Below are 17,975 nucleotides of genomic sequence, written 5' to 3' on the forward strand. Positions count from 1 at the left end.
CCGGGAGCGGACGACGGGGTCCGCCGCCCTGACCGGGCACTGCTAGGAACGGCCCGGCAGCACCTTGCGCAGGGCCTCGTCCAGGCTGCCGGCCAGGGCCGCGTCGCTCGGCGGGTCGGCGGTGAAGAGCCGGCCCAGTTCGGTGGTGAAGGTCTGGGTGAAGGCGCCGTACAGGGGGGTGCGCGGGCGCGGGACCGCGTGCGTGAGGGCGGGGTAGAGGATGCGGCGGGCGTAGTCCGGCCGGCCGGCCGCGTCGCGCGGTGTCCGGTCGGTGCTCTCCCCGGTGGGTGCCGCCGGCGCGCCCCCGCCCACCGCGCACCTCACATGGTCGTCGGTGTACGCCGACGTGCGGGTCGCGGCGAACCCGGCGTCCAGCAGGCACCGTTCGCTCTGCGCGTCGGTGAGGTAGGCGATGAGCTGGGCGGCCTTCCCGGCCCGGTTCGAGGAGCGGGCCACCGCCAGGTTCTGCCCGCCGAGCACCGCCCGGCCGGGCAGCGGCGCCACGCCCACCTGGTCGGCCGAGAAGGTCTGGTGGAGAGTGCCGTAGGCGTACGGCCACTGCCGCAGGAAGGCGGTGCGCCCGCTCGCGAAGTCACTGAGCGAGGCGGCCTCGTCGGAGGTGAACGCGTGGTCCAGGGTGTACGGCTTCTCCGTGCGCCGGCGCAGTTCCGCGATGCCGTCGGCCAGTTCCTGGCGGCTGGCGGTGTAGTGACCGGAGCCGTCGGTGAGCGCGAAGTCCTTGGTGGCGGACGCGAACGCCTCCACCGCGTTGACCGTGCGGCCCTCGTAGGCGGCGAGCTGGGTCGTCCAGGCCTTCTCGAAGCCCTTGGGCGGGTGCGCGTCCAGGGTGTCGGCGAGGTCGCGCAGGTCCGTCCAGGTGGTGCCCGCCTCCAGCGTGGTCTGCTGGATCCCCGCCGCCCGCAGGTAGTCGCGCCGGTAGTACAGCAGCCCCACGTCCGTGTTGAACGGCACCGCGTAGACCTGGTCCTTCCAGTACGCCGTGGCGGCGACCGGCCCGATGACGTCACCGTCGAGGGTGTCCTGCGGCAGCGGTGCGATCAGTCCCGCCTCGGCGAACTCCGGGACCCAGGTCACGTCCAGGTTGACCACGTCGTAGTCGGCGCTGCCCGACTGCAGGGCGCCCAGCAGCTGGCTGCGCTGCTCGTCGGCGGAGCCGGGCAGCTCGACGAGGCGGGCGTGGTAGCCCGTGTTCTCCTTGTCCTGCTGCCGGTTCCAGGCGTCGATGAGCTGCTGCCGGATGCCGTTCTTGCCGGTCACGTCCCGGCCGCTGGCCACGACGATCTCCCCGGGCACGTCGGCGGCGGACGACTGCGCCGCGTCCGGGTCGCGGTCCCCGCCGGTACAGGCGGCGGCACCGAGCAACAGCACCGCCCCCGCGAGCGCACCGGCCCGCCCGAACACCCCGCACCGGCCCCGCGGACGCGTGCCGGGCAGGCGTCCCGGCCGCCGCGCGCGCCGGTCGGTCCCTCGCCGCATCAGTCCTCCCCCGTCCCCACCCGGGCGACCTCGTCGTGCAGGACGGTGCCGAGGTCGTCGCCGACGTCCAGGCAGCGGCCGTGACTCGCCGCGGCGACCGTCGCCGCCGGACGGCCCTGGTCGCAGGAGCCGCCGACCAGGGACACCATGTCCACCGGCACCCCCCGGTGCCGGGCCCGGTCCAGCACCTGGGAGAGGTTCTTCCCGGTCAGCCGGTTGTCGTCCTCGTCGTCGGTGATGTACACGATCAGCTGCGGCCGCTTGTCGTCGGCGCCGCGCTGCGCCATGAAGTCGAGCGCGGCCAGCAGCGCCGCGTGCGGATCGGACTCGGCGTCCCGCACCCGCGCCGCCGCGCCGACCCGCCGCTCGGCGTCCGCGCGGCGGTGGGGGCCGAAGTCCAGCACCTCGTCGTGGTGCTGCCCGCCGGAGCCCTCGTAGACGCCCCACACGCCGTACTCGTCCTGGGTGCCGAGCCCGCCCAGGGACTGCTTCAGGATGCCGGGGCCGCCGCTGGGCCCGGGCCACCACTTGTGCATCGAGCCGGAACTGTCCAGGAGGTAGAGGACCCGGCCGGGGCCGTCGGCGCTGCGGTAGCGGGCGAGTGCCGTGTCCATCGCCGCCCGCCCGGCGGCCTCCGGCAGCGGCCCGGCCTCGCGCAGCACACCGGTGGCCGCGGGACCGGGATCCAGCAGCGGGTGCCCGGCGCCCGCGGCGGAGCGGAAACCGGCGCCGGCGAACGCGGCGAGCCCGTCCCCGCCGGTCAGCCACGCGCGGAAGCGTTCCACGGCGTCCTGCCGCGCCGCGGCGTCCCGGTCCCCGCCGTCCCAGCCGACCCGCACGAAGGTGGGCGTCAGGGCCGGCACGTCGGAGGGGTACTCCCCGGTCCGCGGCACCCGGGTGCGCTGCGCGCAGCCCACCCCGCTGTCGAGCAGGAACTCGGGGACGAGGACGGCCGTACGGCGGTCGGCGGCGGGGTCGGCCGGCAGCGAGCACAGCAGCGCGGCCGCCGTCGCGGCGGGCGGTCCGGTGCCGCGCACGCTCTGCTCGGCGCCGCGCGGGTCGGCGCCGCCGCCGTAGAGGCCGATGGTCGCCAGCAGCGCGGAGTCGGTGACCTCCGGGTCGGCGCGCAGCACGCCCGCGCCCGCGTCCCGCTCGCGCAGGTCCGCCACCAGCCGGGCCAGCGGCAGCCCGGAGCGCTGCTGCGCCCGCTCGCCGGCGATGTCCCGCGGCACGGCCAGGACCACCGGCGAGTACGCGAACGGCCGGGTGTCCGGATGCAGTTCGACGAAGGAGCGCCCGCCCGGGTCGGTGGTGACGCGGGCCACGTCCGTGGCGGAGGCGGGGATCCAGACGTCCGGCTGCGGACCGACGTCCCGCTGCGGGTTGGTGTCCTCCTCGTGGGGCTCCTGCCAGGCGTCGGTCTGCTCGCGCAGCGCGGTGAGCGCCGCGCCGGCGCCCGCGCTGTAGACGGTGATGCCGGTGCGGCGGCAGCCGTGCCCGTCGGTGTTCGCGTCCGAGGTGAGGTAGGTGTCCGCGGCCGTGCGGACCACCGGCTCCAGGTCGGGGTCGGTCAGCACCCGCAGTTCCAGCGCCGGCCCGCACTCGGCTCCGCCGCCGGTGGTGAGGAACCGGTGCCCGGCGTAGCCGACACCGGCGAGCGCCAGGACGAGGGCGGTGGCCACGGCGACGCGGCCCGGTAACCGGAGGCGCCGGGCCCACCGCACCAGCGCGCCGGGCAGCGCTCCGGCCGCCCCGGCCGCCCCGGCCAGGGCCGCGAGCGCGCGCCGGACCCAGGGTTCCGGCGGCTCCCCGCCCTCCTGCTCGCCGGACGGGCCTGGACCCGGACCGGGCGAGGACCCGGGGTGCGGGCCCGGCGGCCCGGGCGGCCCGGGCGGGTCCAGCGGTCCCTGTGTGTCCGGCGGGTCGGGGACGACCGGCGGGATGAAGGTGACCGGCGGGATGGACGTGACCGCCGGGCTGGACGTGACCGTCGGCTCGGGTGGGACCGGCACGGGCGGATCCTGCGTGACCGTGACCGGAGGGGGCGGATCCTGCGTGACCGGACGGGGCGGCCGGGGCGGATCGGACGGCACCGGGCGGGACGGACCGGGCACCGGGTCGGGTTCGGCCGGGCGGCCCCCCGCCAGCAGTACGTCCGTGTCCGGCGCGGCGGCGAGCTGCGGCTCCCACGGGTCCCCGAAGGCGGTCGTGAGACCCGCCGCCAGCATCCGTCCCCGCAGGTGCGCGAAGGCCTCCAGCAGCGACAGCTCCCCGTCGTCCGTCCCCAGGAGCCGTACGAGCGCGTCGGTGAACGGGGTCGGCCCCGTGCCGTCACCGGAGTCGATCAGCCGGTTGGCCTGGACGCTCATCAGCAGCAGGATCTTCTGCCGGCCGGGGAAGTCGTGCCACACCTTGGCGGCGTTGCCCGCGTAGCAGCAGTCGAGGATCACCACGATCCGCTCCGCGCCGCTTCCGGCGAGCACGGTCAGCACCTCCGTGAAGGAGGTCGCGTTCGGGAAGACCGCCTGGGCGCCGGCGACCACGCGCGCGTTGCGCATCTGGAGGAACAGCTCGTTGCCCGCGCTGGGCACGGCACCGTGCCCGGCGAAGTAGCACAGCAGCAGCCCCTCGGCCTCGTGGGCGGCCTTGCGCAGGTCCTCGCCGAAGTCGTCGTGGGAGGGCGAGCGGCGCTCGGTGATCTCCCGGTCCTCGAACACCCCGCCCCGCAGGGCCTGCCGCAGCCGGCTGACGTTGTGCCGGACGGCGGGCAGCTGACCGGCCACCCCGTCCCAGGCGGCCGGCTGCGTGTGCTCGTACTCCGATACGCCGACCAGCAGTGCCCGGTTCACCCGCCCCCGCGGGTCGAAACGGCTCACGGCACTATTCCCCGCCGGTGTTCACCGGATCGACGCTCTCCTCGGGGGGCGGGCCGGGCTCCACCCGGCGGCGGTTCTCGCGCCAGGCCGCCACCGCCCGCCTGGTCTGCTCCAGCAGCTCGCCGAACAGCACCTCCGCGCCCGCGCCGGCCAGGACCAGCAGGATCTCCATGCCCGCGCCCATGTGGCCGGGCGGCGCGTCGGACCGCGGCCGTTCGAGGATCCGCAGCCGCCCGTCGGCGACCAGCTCCTCCAGCGGGTTCTCCCGTTCCAGCCACGCCTTCAGCGCGTCGATGTCCCGGTTGCTCGCATTTCCGTCCAGCCGGACCCGGATACCTCGGCCGGCCACGCCCTCCCCCTCAGCCATAACTCACCATTCTGGCACCGGGCGCACGCCCTGGGGAGGGGGCGGACACAACAGGCCACGATCCCCTGCCCGCGCCCGCCACCTCGCCCGCCGACCGCCCGTCAGGCGCGGCGCGCCGTCAGCCCGCCGTCAGCCCCGCGTCCTCCAACTGCCGCAACTGCCGCCGCAGATGATCCAGCGCACCCTGCCGGCGGCCTGGTACCCGGCCGCGCAACTCGGCCAGCAGCGGGCCCAGTTCCCGGGCGCGCTCCGGTTCGCGGATCTGTCCCCACTGGTGGTGCGCCCGGTCCACGGCCGCCTCCACCTGCGGGGCGCCGGCGCTCTGCCCCAGGGCGAGCCGGGTCGCGGCGACGGACAGCCAGGCACGACAGCTGCGGGCCGGGTCCCCCGCGAACATCGCGAGGTCGGCCCGGACCTCGGTCCAGTGCAGGGCTTCCTCGGACGCCGCTCCGTGCTCGCGCACGGCGGCCTGCTCCCAGCGCGCGGCGAGCACGTCCGCGTCACCGTGCCGCCCGGACTCCACCCAGGCCGCGATGGACGCGTGCGGGTCGGCCGCCGCCGGCCGCCCGGCGGCGAGCACGATGCCCGGGCCGCCGTACGCCCCGCGCCCCCCGTCACCCTCCTCCACGGCCAGCCGGGCCAGCGCCTGCTCGTGCAGCTCGTCCACCGGCGGCCGGTGCCCGCTGCGCAGGATCGTCGCCACCGCCTTCATGTAGGCGGGCGCGGCCACCGCGCGCCGGGCGGGCGGCGGGGCGACACGGCCGTACACGGCGATGTTGGGCCCGGTGTCCAGGGGGCGCTCGCCCAGTCGCCGCCAGCTCTCCTGGTCCGCGTAGAGGTCGGCCACGACGGTGGTCGTGCCGTCCGGGCGCAGCCGCAGCTCCTCGCGCAGCCAGTGCCAGGGCAGGGCGGTGTAGCGGACGGTCGCCGGGGTGGTGCGGGCGAGCGCCAGGTGCGGCAGGTTCTGGCGGCGGTCGAACTGGAGCTGGCCGGTGACGAAGACGGTCAGCGGTCCCGGGGCGGCCGCGGCGGCGCGCAGCCGGCTGAGGACGGCCTGCGGCTCCAGCGGGTCGGCGAGTTCGACCACGCTCGCGGTGCGGGTGCCGGACAGCACGGCGGGCTCCACGGCCGCCAGCACCGGCAGCACGGACGCCGCGTCGACCAGACGGCCCTTGCCCACGGGCGAGGCCGCGAGCAGCAGCACGGTTCCGGGCATGGTCCCCCCGCGGTGATCCGGTCGTCGTTCGCGTACCTCAGCACCGTAACCGCTGCTGGTGCGCGTGCGGGTGCCGGACCGTGGAACATCCGGGGCCGGGGGAGCGGGGAGCGGGTGCGGCCCCGGGCGTCCGAAGTGCGGGCCCGGGGCCCGGAGTGCGGGTCAGGGTGCGGCCCCGGGGGGCCGAGGTACGGGCCCGGAGGCCCTCGGGTACGGGCCCGGCGTGCGGGTCCCGGGCACGTCCGTGGCCGCCGACTTGCCAGGGCCGTCGCCCAGGTGTGCTCTGGAGGCGGGGGCGAGGACAGAGAGGAGCGCTCTCATGGCTCACGCGGCACCCGTGTCCGGCCGCACCGCGGACCCCCGCGCCCGGCATCCCCGGTCACCCGACATCTTCAGCGCCCGGACCCACCGCATCGCCCGGTGGGCGGCCCCGTTCGCGATCGGCCTCGTCTACGGCTACTGGGCCGCCGCCAACCGGCGGGCCGGCGGCCCGATCACCGTGGGGAACCTGGTGTTCGGCTTCGTGACCGCCGTGGTGTTCACGCTGGTCACGGCGGGCGTGCTGACCCTGGCCTCGCGGCTGCCGCGCGAACTCCACGCCTTCTTGTGGTTCCTCTTCGCCGGCGCGGCCTTCGGGTTCCTCTACGTCCAGTCCGGCGAATCGGTCCTGCTGACCATCGGCCTGTCGCTGGCCTTCGGCGTGGCCGTGGGGCTGATCTGCTTCTACTGGGTCTACACGCACGAGGACGCCAGGGGCCACCGCATCGGCTGACCCGGCCGCCCGGGCAGGCACCCCGGCCGCGGGCCCCGGCAGCACACCGGGACCCGCGGCCGCAGCCGTGCCGTTCCGCTTCCCCTCCGGCGCCCACCGCGCGGGGGAGGCCGCTCCCGCCGTGCCCTCCCCCGCGCCGCGCCTCGCCCGGCTCCTGCCGCTCACCCGCCCCTCCCCGCGTACGCGGCGCGGTCACCCGAATGCCGTGCGTCCACTCGCGCGGCCGTCCCCGGGAGACTTCGCTGGGGAGGGTGACCCGACGCCTGCGCAGCGGCCTGTCGGCCGTGCTGATCACCCTCTCGTGCCTGCTCGTGCCGTTCGGCGCGCTGACGGCCTGGGCGGCGTACGGGCTCGCCGACACCGGCCACTACGTCACCACGATGGCGCCGCTCGCCGGCGACCCGGACGTGCGCGACGCGATCGTGGACACGGTCGGCAACGGCATCGTGGACGCGATCGGGCAGGAGACGGACTCCCGGGTGCTGCGCGCGACCGTGGCGCCCTTCGTGCACGACGCGGTCCGCTCGTTCACGCAGACCGCGGCCTTCCGCACCGCCTGGAACGAGGGCAACCGGGTCGCCCACGACGCCGTCCTGCGCGCCCTGCGCGACGGGAACGACGACGGCGGCCGCCCGGTCACCGTCGACCTCGCCCCGGTCACCGCCCAGGTCAAGGCCCAGCTCGCCCAGGACCACGTGCCGCTCGCCGACCGCATCCCCGTCGAGCACACCGAGGTCGCCCTGCTCCCGGCCCAGGACCTGGGCCGCATGCGGAAGGGGTTCCACGTGCTCGAAGTCGCCGGCTTCTGGCTGCCCGTCTCGGCCGTCGCGTTCGCCGTCGCCGGCATCGGCCTGGCCGCCCGTCGCCGTCGCGCGGTCACCGCCACCGCGCTCGGCACCGCGCTCGGCGGCGCGCTGCTCGCCCTCGCCCTGGCCGTGGGCCGCGGCCTGACCCTGTCCGACCTGCCCCCGGAGGTCTCCCAGCCCGCCGTGGGCGCCGTCTACGACGCGCTCACGGCCCCGCTGCGCACGACGTCCTGGCTGCTGGTCGCGCTGGGTCTGACCGTGGCCGCCCTGACCTGGCTCACCCGGCGCCGCGCGGGCCGCGACCGCCCCGGGCCCGGCGCCGGTCCGCGCCCCCGCGGCCGCCTCCCGCGGCTGCGCCCCCTCCGGCGCGGACGCTCCCCCGAGACGCCGCCCCCGGCACCGCCGCAGGAACCGACCCGGGTGGAGGCCTGAACGGACGGACCCGACCGGGTCCCGTCCACGCCTGCGGGCGGACCGGGGCTGTCGGGGCTTCTGGAGTTCCGGGGCGCTCGGTGCTCACCGAAGTCTCGGGCGCTCGGTGCTCACCGGGGGCTCGGGCTCTCGGGCCGTGTGGCCGCACGCGCCGCGGGCCACGCCCGGCCCCGTCTTGACACGGCCCGGCCCGGGTCCCTCTCCCCCGGCCTGGAGCGCCACCAGGGGCCGCTAACCTTACGTGTCCGTCCTGGCCAGGGATCGACGGGATCAACTCACGCGAAGGGTTGCGCACATGGGCATTCTCACTCGCCTGCGGAACGCGTTCGGCCGGTCACGCAAGGGGCGTGCGGCCGAAGCAGAGGGTGCGGAGCACGAGCGGGTTCCGGCGACCCCGCAATCCGCGGACCCCGCCCCGGCCGACGCGCAGCAGCCGGCGCCGAAGATCCCGGCCCCGGCCGCGGAACCGGAGCCCGCCCCCGCCGCCCAGGTCCCCGACCAGCGCACTCCCGCCGGCGACGAACACGAACTGGTCGCGGCGGCCTTCGACAACGTCACGGTCCCGCCGAGGCCGAGGAACGAGCGGCCGGGGGAACCGGAGGAACGGGACCACCCGGAGGACCTGCGGTCAGCGGCGGAGCCCACCCCGGCCCAGTCCCCGCAGGCTCCGGGGGCCACCGAACCCGCGGAGGTTTCGGAGAGCCGGGACAACGGGGAGGCCCGGGCCGACTCAGAGCCATCACAGGCCAGGGAGGCCGACGAGCGGCAGCAGGCCACCGAGCCCGCTGAGGCCGCGGAGTCCGGCGAGACCTCTGAGCCTGCCGAGGCCATGAAGTCCAGCGAGACCTCTGAGCCCGCCGAGGCGGTCGAGCCCAGCGAGACCTCTGAGACAGCTGAGGCTGACGAGCCGGGGGAGCCCACTGAGGCTGCCGAGGCTCCGGAGACCGGCGAAGCCCGGGAAACCCCGACGTCTGCGCAGCCCGCCGACGGCGAGCAAGCCCCACAGGGGCCACCCGCACCCGACGACGAAAGCCGCACGAGTGGTGCGGGTGGGAACGAATCCCCGGCCGAAGGCGAAGCCGAGGCCGCACCCACCCCCACGACCGGCACCACCCCCCACCCCGAGGCCGATCCCCGCCCCGAGGCCACCACCCCCACCCCCCGCCCGGAGGGCAAACCCGCCACCCCCCTCGCCCGTCTCAAATCCCGCGCCCCCGGCCTCGCCACGGCCTACAAGGCCGCCACCGCCGCCCTCAAGAAGAACGACCTCACCGGCACCCGCGCCCAGGTCCACCTCGTCCTGGACCGCTCCGCCTCCATGCGCCCGTACTACAAGGACGGCTCCGCCCAGGCCCTCGCCGACCAGGCCCTCGCGCTCGCGGCGCACCTCGACCCCGAGGCCACGGTCCACGTGACGTTCTTCTCCACGGACGTGGACGGCACCACCGACCTCACCCTCACCGACCACGAGGGCAGGATCGACGAGGTGCACGCCACCCTCGGCCGCATGGGCCGCACGAGCTACCACGCGGCGGTGGAAGCGGTCCTGGCCCACCTCGACGAGCACCGCACGTCACCCGAGGCCACGCCGGACGCCGGGCCCCGGCCCCCCGTCCTGGTGATCTTCCAGACGGACGGCGCCCCGGACGCCAAGACCCCCGCCACCCGCTCCCTCACCGAGGCGGCCGAGACCCACCCCGGCGTCTTCTTCTCCTTCGTCGCCTTCGGCGAGCACGACAACAAGGCGTTCGACTACCTGCGCAGGCTCAAGACCGGCAACGCGGCCTTCTTCCACGCCGGCCCCGCCCCCCGCGAGCTGACGGACAAGGAACTGTACGAAGGCGTCCTGGCGTCCTGGCGCCCGTAACGCACCGCAGCCACGGCACGACCCCCCGCGCCGCCCGCTTCCCAGCCAGTAAAACGGGAAGCGGGCGGCGCGGTGGTGTCGGCTACGATTTCAAGGTTCGTAGACGAATCGGACGGCCCCGGAGGCCGCCCACCGTCACCCCACGTAGCGACTTGGGAGCAGCCCGCGATGGCTCGTCACCTCATCACCAGCGCCCTTCCGTACATCAACGGGATCAAGCACCTGGGCAACATGGTGGGGTCCATGCTCCCGGCGGACGTCTACGCACGCTATCTGCGCCGACGCGGCCACGAGGTGCTGTACATCTGCGCCACCGACGAGCACGGCACGCCCGCCGAGCTGGCCGCCAAGGAACAGGGCCTGCCGGTCGCCGAGTTCTGCGCGCAGGCGCACGACGCGCAGAAGGCGGTGTACGACGGTTTCGCGCTCGCCTTCGACTACTTCGGGCGCAGTTCCTCCCCGGAGAACGTGGAGATCACCCAGCACTTCGCGCGCCGGCTGAACGAGAACGGCTTCATCGAGGAGCGCGCGATCCGCCAGGTGTACAGCCCGGCCGACGGCCGCTTCCTGCCGGACCGGTACGTGGAGGGCACCTGCCCGCACTGCGGCTACGACAAGGCGCGCGGCGACCAGTGCGAGAACTGCACCCGCGTCCTGGACCCGACGGACCTGATCAACCCGCGCAGCGCCATCTCCGGCTCGACGGACCTGGAGGTCCGCGAGACCAAGCACCTCTTCCTGCTCCAGTCCAAGCTCCAGCACGAGGTCGAGGAGTGGGTCGCCCGGCACGAGGCCGACTGGCCGCAGCTGGCGTCCTCCATCGCCCGCAAGTGGCTGACCGAGGGCCTGCACGACCGCGCGATCACTCGCGACCTGGACTGGGGCGTCCCGGTCCCGGCGGACACCTGGCCGGAGCTGGCGGCCGAGGGCAAGGTCTTCTACGTCTGGTTCGACGCGCCCATCGAGTACATCGGCGCGACGAAGGAGTGGGCGGACAAGGACCCGGCGGGCCACGACTGGAAGTCGTGGTGGTACGAGGCCGACGACACCGTCCGCTACACGGAGTTCATGGCGAAGGACAACGTCCCCTTCCACACGGTGATGTTCCCGGCGACCGAACTCGGCGTGCGCGAGCCGTGGAAGAAGGTCGACTACGTCAAGGCCTTCAACTGGCTGACGTACTACGGCGGGAAGTTCTCCACCTCGCAGAAGCGGGGCGTCTTCACCGACCAGGCCCTGGAGATCCTCCCGGCGGACTACTGGCGCTACTTCCTCATCGCCAACGCGCCCGAGTCGGACGACTCCTCCTTCACCTGGGAGCACTTCACGGCCACGGTGAACAAGGACCTGGCCGACACCCTGGGCAACTTCGTCAACCGCGTGCTGTCCTTCTCCAAGAAGCGCTTCGGCGCCGAGGTCCCGGCCGGCGGCGAGCCGGGTGAGGCGGAGGCGCGTCTGGGCGAGGAGATCGCCCGGCTGCTCGCCGAGTACGAGGAGCACATGGAGGCGCTCCAGTTCCGCAAGGCCGCCGCGGCCCTGCGCGCCCTGTGGTCGGCCGGCAACTCCTACCTGGAGGAGAAGGCCCCCTGGCTGGAGATCAAGACCGACCAGGACGGCGCGGCCCTGACGCTGCGCACGGCGATGAACCTGATCCACCTGTACGCGGTGGTCTCCGAGCCCCTCATCCCGACGACGGCCAAGGCGATGCGCGCCGCGTTCGCCCTCGCCGACGACACGGCGACGTGGGTCACCCCCGACGAGGCGAAGTCCCTGACGGCCCTGCCCGCGGGCACCCCCTTCACGGTCCCGCCGGTCCTGTTCGCCAAGCTCACCGAGGACGACCTGGCCGCCTACAAGGAGCGCTTCGGCGGCGAACCGGCGTGACGCGGCCCGCGTGACGCCGAGCGCCCGAGCCGGCGACGAGGCCCGGAACCGGCCCCCTTCGGGGCGGGTTCCGGGCCTCGCCCGTTCCGCTCGGCCGCTCAGGCCGCGTACCACCGCGACGCGCTCTTCCGAGCCGTACGGCGATGCCCCGCGCCCGGTGACGACCAGGCGCGGGGCATGCCGGTTGCGGGGTCAGCTCCCGGACGCGTACGCCACGAAGTCCCCCCACGCCTGCGGCGCGAGGGCGAGGCGGGGGCCGACGTCCCGGTGCTTGGAGTCACGGACGTGGATGGTGCCGGGGGTGGTGGCGACCTCGACGCAGGAGTTGCCGTCGCCACTGCTGCTGTAGCTGCTCTTGAACCACGCCAGCGTGGAGTCGTCACTGGTGGTGGGATTGCCGCTCATGCTTCTCCAAGCATCTGCTCGATGAAAGCCCGCGACTCTCGGGGCGTGAGCGCCTGGGCCCGGATCATGCTATAGCGAAGGTCAAGGATGCGGATCTGCTTCGGATCGGTCACGGGCCGGCCGTTGAACGCCCCCTCGGAACGCCCCACCGCCGTACCGTCCGGGAACTTCAGCACTTCGATCGTCCCGCCCGTGCCGAAGTGATCCTCGATGTCTGTCGGCATCACTTGGATCGACACGTTCCGCAACTCCCCCAGCTCAAGCAGGTGTTCGAGTTGTTGACGCCACACCATTTTGCCCCCGACCGGCCTCCGGAGCGTCACCTCTTCCTGGACGAAGCTGAGCGTCGGCGCGGGAGACCGCTCGAAGATCGAACGACGAGCCATGCGCGCGGCCACCATGCGCTCCGTCTCCTCGTCCGAGTAAGCGGGAAGCCACGCGCCGAAGAGCGCCCGCATGTGCTCCTCGGTCTGCAACAGACCGGCGATGTTGCTGTTCTCGTACACCCCGATCTCGACGGCCCGCGCCTCCATGTCCGCCAGGTCCCGCACCTTCTTCGGATACCGGACCTTGGCCACGTCCTCCTTCATCGCGGCGAGCAGCCCACCCGCCCCCAGCACCTCGTCCGCCCTGTCCAGAAACTCAGGCCGGGGAATCCGCTTGCCGCTCTCGATCTTGTAGACGAGGTCCTCGCCGTACCCCACCGCCTTGCCGAACTCGCCGGCCCGCATCCCCACCGCCTCGCGCCGCAGCTTCACCTGCCGCCCCACGGTGGCGACCACGGCCACGCCCCACTCGTCGTCCGGGTCCACCTCCCAGCCCGGCTCGTCAGCCTCGGTCCTCAGCTGCTGCCGAACCTCGCCGTCCACCGACATGCGCGCCCCTCCGTCGTACCGCCTCGTGCCAGCGACGCCCTGCCCGTACACGCGGCCCCGACAGGCCCGGACACCACCGGACAACGACCGGACAGTCACCGTACGCAACCACGACGTCACTCCCCACGGTAGGCGCATCAGGCCACGCTGAGTGACGTGAACCAGAAACTCCCCCGCCCCGGCAGCCCCCTGCGCCACTTCGACGTCCTGCTGTCCCCCACCCCGCGCGGCGCGCGCCTCGCCCGTCTGCTGGCCACGGAGCAACTGCGCACCTGGGGACTGCCCCTGGACCCGGCGCGGCTCGTCGTGGCCGAGCTGGCGAACAACGCGGCCACCCACGGCCGCGTCCCCGGCCGGAACTTCCAGCTCCTGCTGTACGTGGTCGGCCGGACCCTCCGCATCGAGGTCACGGACACGCGCGGTGAGCGGCTCCCGCACCGGCACCCCGCCGATCCGACCGCCGAGTCCGGCCGCGGACTCGCCCTCGTCGCCGCTCTTGCCGACCGCTGGGGAGTGATCCCCGGGCTGCCGCCCCGCAAGACGGTCTGGGCCGAACTGACATTCGCCGCCCCGCAGTCACCGGAGTCCGAACGCCCACGCCCCGGTCCGGCCCGCGCTCCCCGTGCACTGCCCACTGAGGAGAAAGAACCCCGCCAGGCCCCACCCCTCCCTCCCGCCGGGCGAACTCACCCCAGCGAGTGAATATGCCCAAGTGAAGGTCGGTGACGAAACGACGGACGGCGCCCGGGACCTCCTCGGTCCCGGGCGCCGTCGCGATCCGTGTGCCGCCTACTTCGGCTGCGGCTTGCGCACCGTCAGGTGCAGTTCGCGCAGACGGGACTCGTCCAGCTCGGTCGGAGCGCCCATCATGAGGTCCTGGGCGTTGCCGTTGAGCGGGAAGGCGATCGTCTCGCGGATGTTGGGCTCGTCCGCGAGGAGCATCACGATGCGGTCCACACCCGGGGCGATGCCGCCGTGCGGCGGGGCGCCGAAGCGGAACGCGCGGAGCATGCCGGCGAACTTGTCCTCGACGGTCTCGCGGTCGTAACCCGCGATCTCGAACGCCTTGAGCATGATGTCCGGCTCGTGGTTCCGGATGGCACCGCTGGACAGCTCGACGCCGTTGCAGACGATGTCGTACTGCCAGCCCAGAATGTCCAGGGGGTCCTGGGACTCCAGGGCCTCCAGGCCGCCCTGCGGCATCGAGAACGGGTTGTGCGAGAAGTCGATCTTCCCGGTCTCCTCGTCCTTCTCGTACATCGGGAAGTCGACGATCCAGCAGAAGCGGAAGACGTCCTCCTCGAAGTGCCCGGCGCGCCTGGCGGCCTCGACCCGCACCGCGCCCATGATCTTCGAGACCTCGTCGAACTCGCCCGCACCGAAGAACACCGCGTGCCCGGCGGCCAGGGACAGCCGCTTGGTCAGCTCGGCGACGTTCTCCTCGGTGAGGAACTTCGCGATGGGGCCGGTCAGCGAACCGTCCTCGGCCACCCGCACCCAGGCCAGGCCCTTCGCGCCCAGCGAGACCGCGTAGTCACCCAGCTGGTCGAAGAACTTGCGCGGCTGGTCCTGGACCGCCGGCACCGGCAGCGCCCGCACGTGCTTGCCGGCGAACGCCTTGAACTCCGAGCCCGCGAAGACATCCGTGATGTCCACCAGTTCCAGCTTGGCGCGCAGGTCCGGCTTGTCGGAGCCGTACTTGAGCATCGCCTCGCGGAACGGGATGCGCGGGAAGGGCGAGGTGACGTGCCGGCCGCCGCCGAACTCCTCGAACAGCTCGGTCATCAGCTGCTCGATGGGACGGAACACGTCCTCCTGCTCGACGAAGCTCATCTCGACGTCGAGCTGGTAGAACTCGCCCGGCGAACGGTCCGCGCGCGCGTCCTCGTCACGGAAGCAGGGCGCGATCTGGAAGTACCGGTCGAAGCCGGAGATCATCAGCAGCTGCTTGAACTGCTGCGGCGCCTGCGGCAGCGCGTAGAACCGGCCGGGGTGCACCCGGGAGGGGACGACGTAGTCGCGGGCGCCCTCGGGGGAGGTGGCGGACAGGATCGGCGTCGCCATCTCGTTGAAGCCGAGCGCGACCATCTTCTGCCGGATCGCGGAGATCACGGCCGTGCGCAGCATGATGTTGCGGTGCATGCGCTCGCGGCGCAGGTCCAGGAAGCGGTACTCCAGGCGCCGCTCCTCGTTGACGCCGTCCTCCGCGTTGATCGTGAAGGGCAGCGGGGCGGCGGCGCCGAGCACCTCGACCTCGCCCACCTCGACCTCGATCTCGCCGGTGGGCAGGTCGGCGTTCACGTTCTCGGTTCCACGTGAAACGACGCCGCCGTCGATCCGGACGACCGTCTCCTTGGAGAGCTTGTCCAGCGCCTCGTACGCGGGGGTGCCGGGACGGGCGACGAGCTGCGTGATGCCGTAGTGGTCGCGCAGATCGATGAAGAGGATGCCGCCCAGGTCGCGCCGATTGTGCAGCCAGCCACTCAGCCGGACGTCGGTGCCGACGTCAGAGGCGCGGAGCTCGCCGCAGGTGTGGGACCTGTACCGATGCATCGTCGTTCATCCAGTCTTCGCGGATCGGGGATCACCGGGCGGGCACGGCCCGGACCCACCCAGCCTACCGGCCACCGGGAGATCGCCTCTCCCCATATCACGCCGGGAAACACCCGGGACGCGGCGACCGCGTCCGCGGCGCGGCCCCGGCCCGCCCCACCGCCGTGAGGTCCGCACGCCCGTCCGCCTTCGGTGGCAGTGTCCGAGAGCCTCTTCTTACAGTGGGGCAATGCGCACTGGTGAGCCCCTGCCCGCCGTGGGGGACGTCCTGGCCGCCCTCGCGACCGGGCTGTGGCACTGGGACACCTCCACCGGGCTGGTCGCGGTCGACGCCGAGGCGGCACGGCTGCTCGGGCTGCCCGCCCAGGACGTCACCCTCACCGAGGCGCAGGTGCGCGCCCGGCTGCACCCGGTCGACTGGAACGAGATCACCGGCGTGGTGCGGCTCGCCGCCGCCGAGGGCACCCTCGCCGAGGTGCGCATCCGGATCATGGACGAGCGGGGCCGCATCATCCGGGTGGTCCGCAGCCGCTCCCGGCCCGCCTACGACTCCCGCAAGAAGGCCTACGAGCTGATCGGGACCCTCCAGGAGGTCACCGAACCGACCCCCGGCTCCCCGGCCGGGCGCAGCGCGGTCACCGGCGACTGGCGGCGCTCACGGGAGGCGTTCCTGCTGGACGCCGGCCGCGCCCTGGCCGAGGCGCGCTCCACCGCGGAGGTGCTGCGGGTCGCGGCCGGCCTGTCGATGCCCGGCTTCTCGCCCGACGGCCTGGCCGTCTTCGGCGTGGAGGCCGACCACCTGACGATCATCGGCCACCACGGGCAGCAGCAGGGCGACGAGGTCCCTTTCGTGCACATGTCCCTGGACACGGACTACCCGGCCGCCGAGGTGATCCGCACCGGGCGGGCCGTCTACCTCTCCTCGCCGGAGGACTACCGCGCCCGCTACCCCCTCACCTGGAAACTGGCCCAGCGCTTCAACCGCCGCTCCTGGGCGTTCCTGCCGCTGACCGCCTCGGGCCACACCATGGGCGCCTGGATGGCCGCCTTCACCTATCCGGTCGCCTTCACCCCCGACGAGCGCTCGGTGCTGACCACGGTGGCCCGCATGCTCGCCCAGGCCCTGTCGCGGGCCGGGACCGCCGAGACCGAGCGGGAGCTGAGCGAGGGCCTGCAGCGCTCCATGATGCCCACGACCGGCCCCGCCGTACCCGGCATGGACGTCGCCGCCCGCTACGTCCCCACCGGCGGCGGTCTCCAGGTCGGCGGCGACTGGTACGACGTCATCCCGCTGCCCGGCGGTCCCTCCCGGAGCCCCGCGAAACCCGGCGCGGGCCGCTTCGCCCTGGTCATGGGCGACGTCCAGGGCCACGACGTGCGCGCCGCGGGCCTGATGGGCCAGCTGCGCATCGCCCTGCGCGCCTACGCCTCCGAGGGCCACCCCCCGGACGCGGTCCTGACCCGCGCCTCCCGGTTCCTGCACGGCATCGTCGACGACAGCGCCGACGACGACCTCGCCGACCTGCGCTTCGCGACCTGCCTGTACGCCGAGGTGGACCCCAGCACCGGCGCCCTGGAGGTCGCCCGCGCCGGACACCCCGACCCGGTCATCCGCATGGCCGACGGCACGGTGCTGCTGCGCCCGACCGCGGGCGGGCTGCCGCTGGGCGTCGACCCGGACGCCGACTACCCCACCACCCGGTTCGTCCTGGAGCCCGGCGAGACCATGATGCTCTGCACGGACGGCCTCATCGAGACCGGCGGCCACGACCTGGACACCGGCTGGCAGCGCATCCGCACCATCCTGGAGCGGCACGAGGGCGACGCCGAGGAGCTGGCCGACGCGCTCGTCCAGGCCGTGCACGGACCGTCCTCGCACCACACCACCGGCCCGCTCGCCGACCGCCGCGAGGACGACATCGCCGTCCTGCTGCTGAACCGCCTCTGCGACGGCGACGGCGGCGCCGTCACCGCCCGTCCGGAGATGCGGCGCACCCTGCTGACGGTCGCCCAGGCCGAACCGGAGCGGATCGCGGTGGCCCGCCAGCAACTGCGGGAGCTGCTGCACGACTGGGCCTCCGCCGACCAGGTGGACTCGGCGGTGCTGCTGCTGTCGGAGATGCTGACCAACGTGCTCGTGCACACCGACACCGACGCCCTGCTGCTCGCCGAGGTCAGCGGCGAGCCGGGCGAGCGGCGGATGCGGGTGGAGGTCACCGACGCCGGCGACGACCTGCCGCACAAGCGCAGGCCGGGCGAGCTGGCCTCCTCCGGACGGGGCCTGGTGCTGATCGAGCTGCTCGCGGACGCCTGGGGGGTGGAGCCGCGGGGGGTGGGCAAGAGCATCTGGTTCGAGCTGTACGAGCCACCGCGCGGCAGACCGTGACGCGGGGCCGCGCCGGACGAGCCATGACGTCCGGGCCAT

The 17,975-nt window shown here is 73.9% G+C and carries 13 protein-coding genes; 6 read left to right on the plus strand and 7 right to left on the minus strand.

Annotated elements, in window-relative coordinates; all coding sequences use genetic code 11:
• Positions 1-42 precede the first annotated feature (42 nt).
• From ABZ719_RS11490 to ABZ719_RS11505, 4 genes are all read right to left on the minus strand, one after another.
• Positions 43-1,497: an extracellular solute-binding protein gene (locus ABZ719_RS11490; RefSeq protein WP_366724995.1), complete on the minus strand. Its 1,455-nt coding sequence runs from the start codon at positions 1,495-1,497 to the stop codon at positions 43-45.
• The gene (locus tag ABZ719_RS11495; protein ID WP_366724996.1) at positions 1,497-4,373 is read right to left on the minus strand and encodes a substrate-binding domain-containing protein; all 2,877 of its coding nucleotides are present in this window, start codon (positions 4,371-4,373) and stop codon (positions 1,497-1,499) included. Before ABZ719_RS11495 ends, ABZ719_RS11490 begins: the two co-directional genes overlap by 1 nt.
• A 4-nt stretch (positions 4,374-4,377) precedes the next feature.
• Positions 4,378-4,740, minus strand: a complete 363-nt coding sequence (locus tag ABZ719_RS11500) for a hypothetical protein (protein ID WP_366724997.1) — start codon at positions 4,738-4,740, stop codon at positions 4,378-4,380.
• A 118-nt stretch (positions 4,741-4,858) separates the two neighbouring features.
• Positions 4,859-5,956, minus strand: a complete 1,098-nt coding sequence (locus ABZ719_RS11505; RefSeq protein ID WP_366724998.1) for a hypothetical protein — start codon at positions 5,954-5,956, stop codon at positions 4,859-4,861.
• Between the two features lie 319 nt (positions 5,957-6,275).
• Between ABZ719_RS11505 and ABZ719_RS11510 the strand changes: the two genes are divergently transcribed.
• The 4 genes from ABZ719_RS11510 (at position 6,276) to metG (ending at position 11,717) form a co-directional block, all read left to right on the plus strand.
• Positions 6,276-6,728 carry a hypothetical protein gene (locus ABZ719_RS11510; protein ID WP_366724999.1) on the plus strand — a complete coding sequence of 151 codons (453 nt, stop codon included), beginning with the start codon at positions 6,276-6,278 and terminating at the stop codon, positions 6,726-6,728.
• Between the two features lie 251 nt (positions 6,729-6,979).
• The gene (locus tag ABZ719_RS11515) at positions 6,980-7,966 is read left to right on the plus strand and encodes a hypothetical protein (protein ID WP_366725000.1); all 987 of its coding nucleotides are present in this window, start codon (positions 6,980-6,982) and stop codon (positions 7,964-7,966) included.
• Positions 7,967-8,261: 295 nt separating this feature from the next.
• Positions 8,262-9,833: a VWA domain-containing protein gene (locus tag ABZ719_RS11520; RefSeq protein ID WP_366725001.1), complete on the plus strand. Its 1,572-nt coding sequence runs from the start codon at positions 8,262-8,264 to the stop codon at positions 9,831-9,833.
• 168 nt (positions 9,834-10,001) lie between these two features.
• Positions 10,002-11,717, plus strand: coding sequence for a methionine--tRNA ligase (gene metG / locus ABZ719_RS11525; protein WP_366725002.1), 1,716 nt, complete (start codon positions 10,002-10,004; stop codon positions 11,715-11,717).
• A gap of 192 nt (positions 11,718-11,909) precedes the next feature.
• Here metG and ABZ719_RS11530 read toward each other — a convergent pair whose 3' ends face one another.
• Complete coding sequence (locus ABZ719_RS11530) at positions 11,910-12,122, minus strand: DUF397 domain-containing protein (RefSeq protein ID WP_366725003.1); 213 nt, start codon at positions 12,120-12,122, stop codon at positions 11,910-11,912.
• On the minus strand, positions 12,119-12,997 hold the full coding sequence (locus ABZ719_RS11535) for a helix-turn-helix transcriptional regulator (RefSeq protein ID WP_366725004.1): 879 nt from the start codon (positions 12,995-12,997) through the stop codon (positions 12,119-12,121). The genes ABZ719_RS11530 and ABZ719_RS11535 overlap by 4 nt, the downstream gene beginning before the upstream one ends.
• Positions 12,998-13,153: 156 nt before the next feature.
• Between ABZ719_RS11535 and ABZ719_RS11540 the strand changes: the two genes are divergently transcribed.
• Positions 13,154-13,699, plus strand: coding sequence for an ATP-binding protein (locus tag ABZ719_RS11540; RefSeq protein WP_366725005.1), 546 nt, complete (start codon positions 13,154-13,156; stop codon positions 13,697-13,699).
• Positions 13,700-13,786: 87 nt separating this feature from the next.
• Here the strand turns inward: ABZ719_RS11540 and aspS are convergent, their stop codons facing one another.
• Positions 13,787-15,550: an aspartate--tRNA ligase gene (aspS, locus tag ABZ719_RS11545; RefSeq protein ID WP_366725006.1), complete on the minus strand. Its 1,764-nt coding sequence runs from the start codon at positions 15,548-15,550 to the stop codon at positions 13,787-13,789.
• A gap of 229 nt (positions 15,551-15,779) precedes the next feature.
• Here aspS and ABZ719_RS11550 point away from each other — a divergent pair, with 229 nt between their 5' ends.
• Positions 15,780-17,936, plus strand: coding sequence for a SpoIIE family protein phosphatase (locus tag ABZ719_RS11550; protein WP_366725007.1), 2,157 nt, complete (start codon positions 15,780-15,782; stop codon positions 17,934-17,936).
• Positions 17,937-17,975: the final 39 nt, after the last annotated feature.

It is taken from the genome of Streptomyces sp. NPDC006743, assembly GCF_040703815.1.
Lineage (GTDB): Bacteria > Actinomycetota > Actinomycetes > Streptomycetales > Streptomycetaceae > Streptomyces.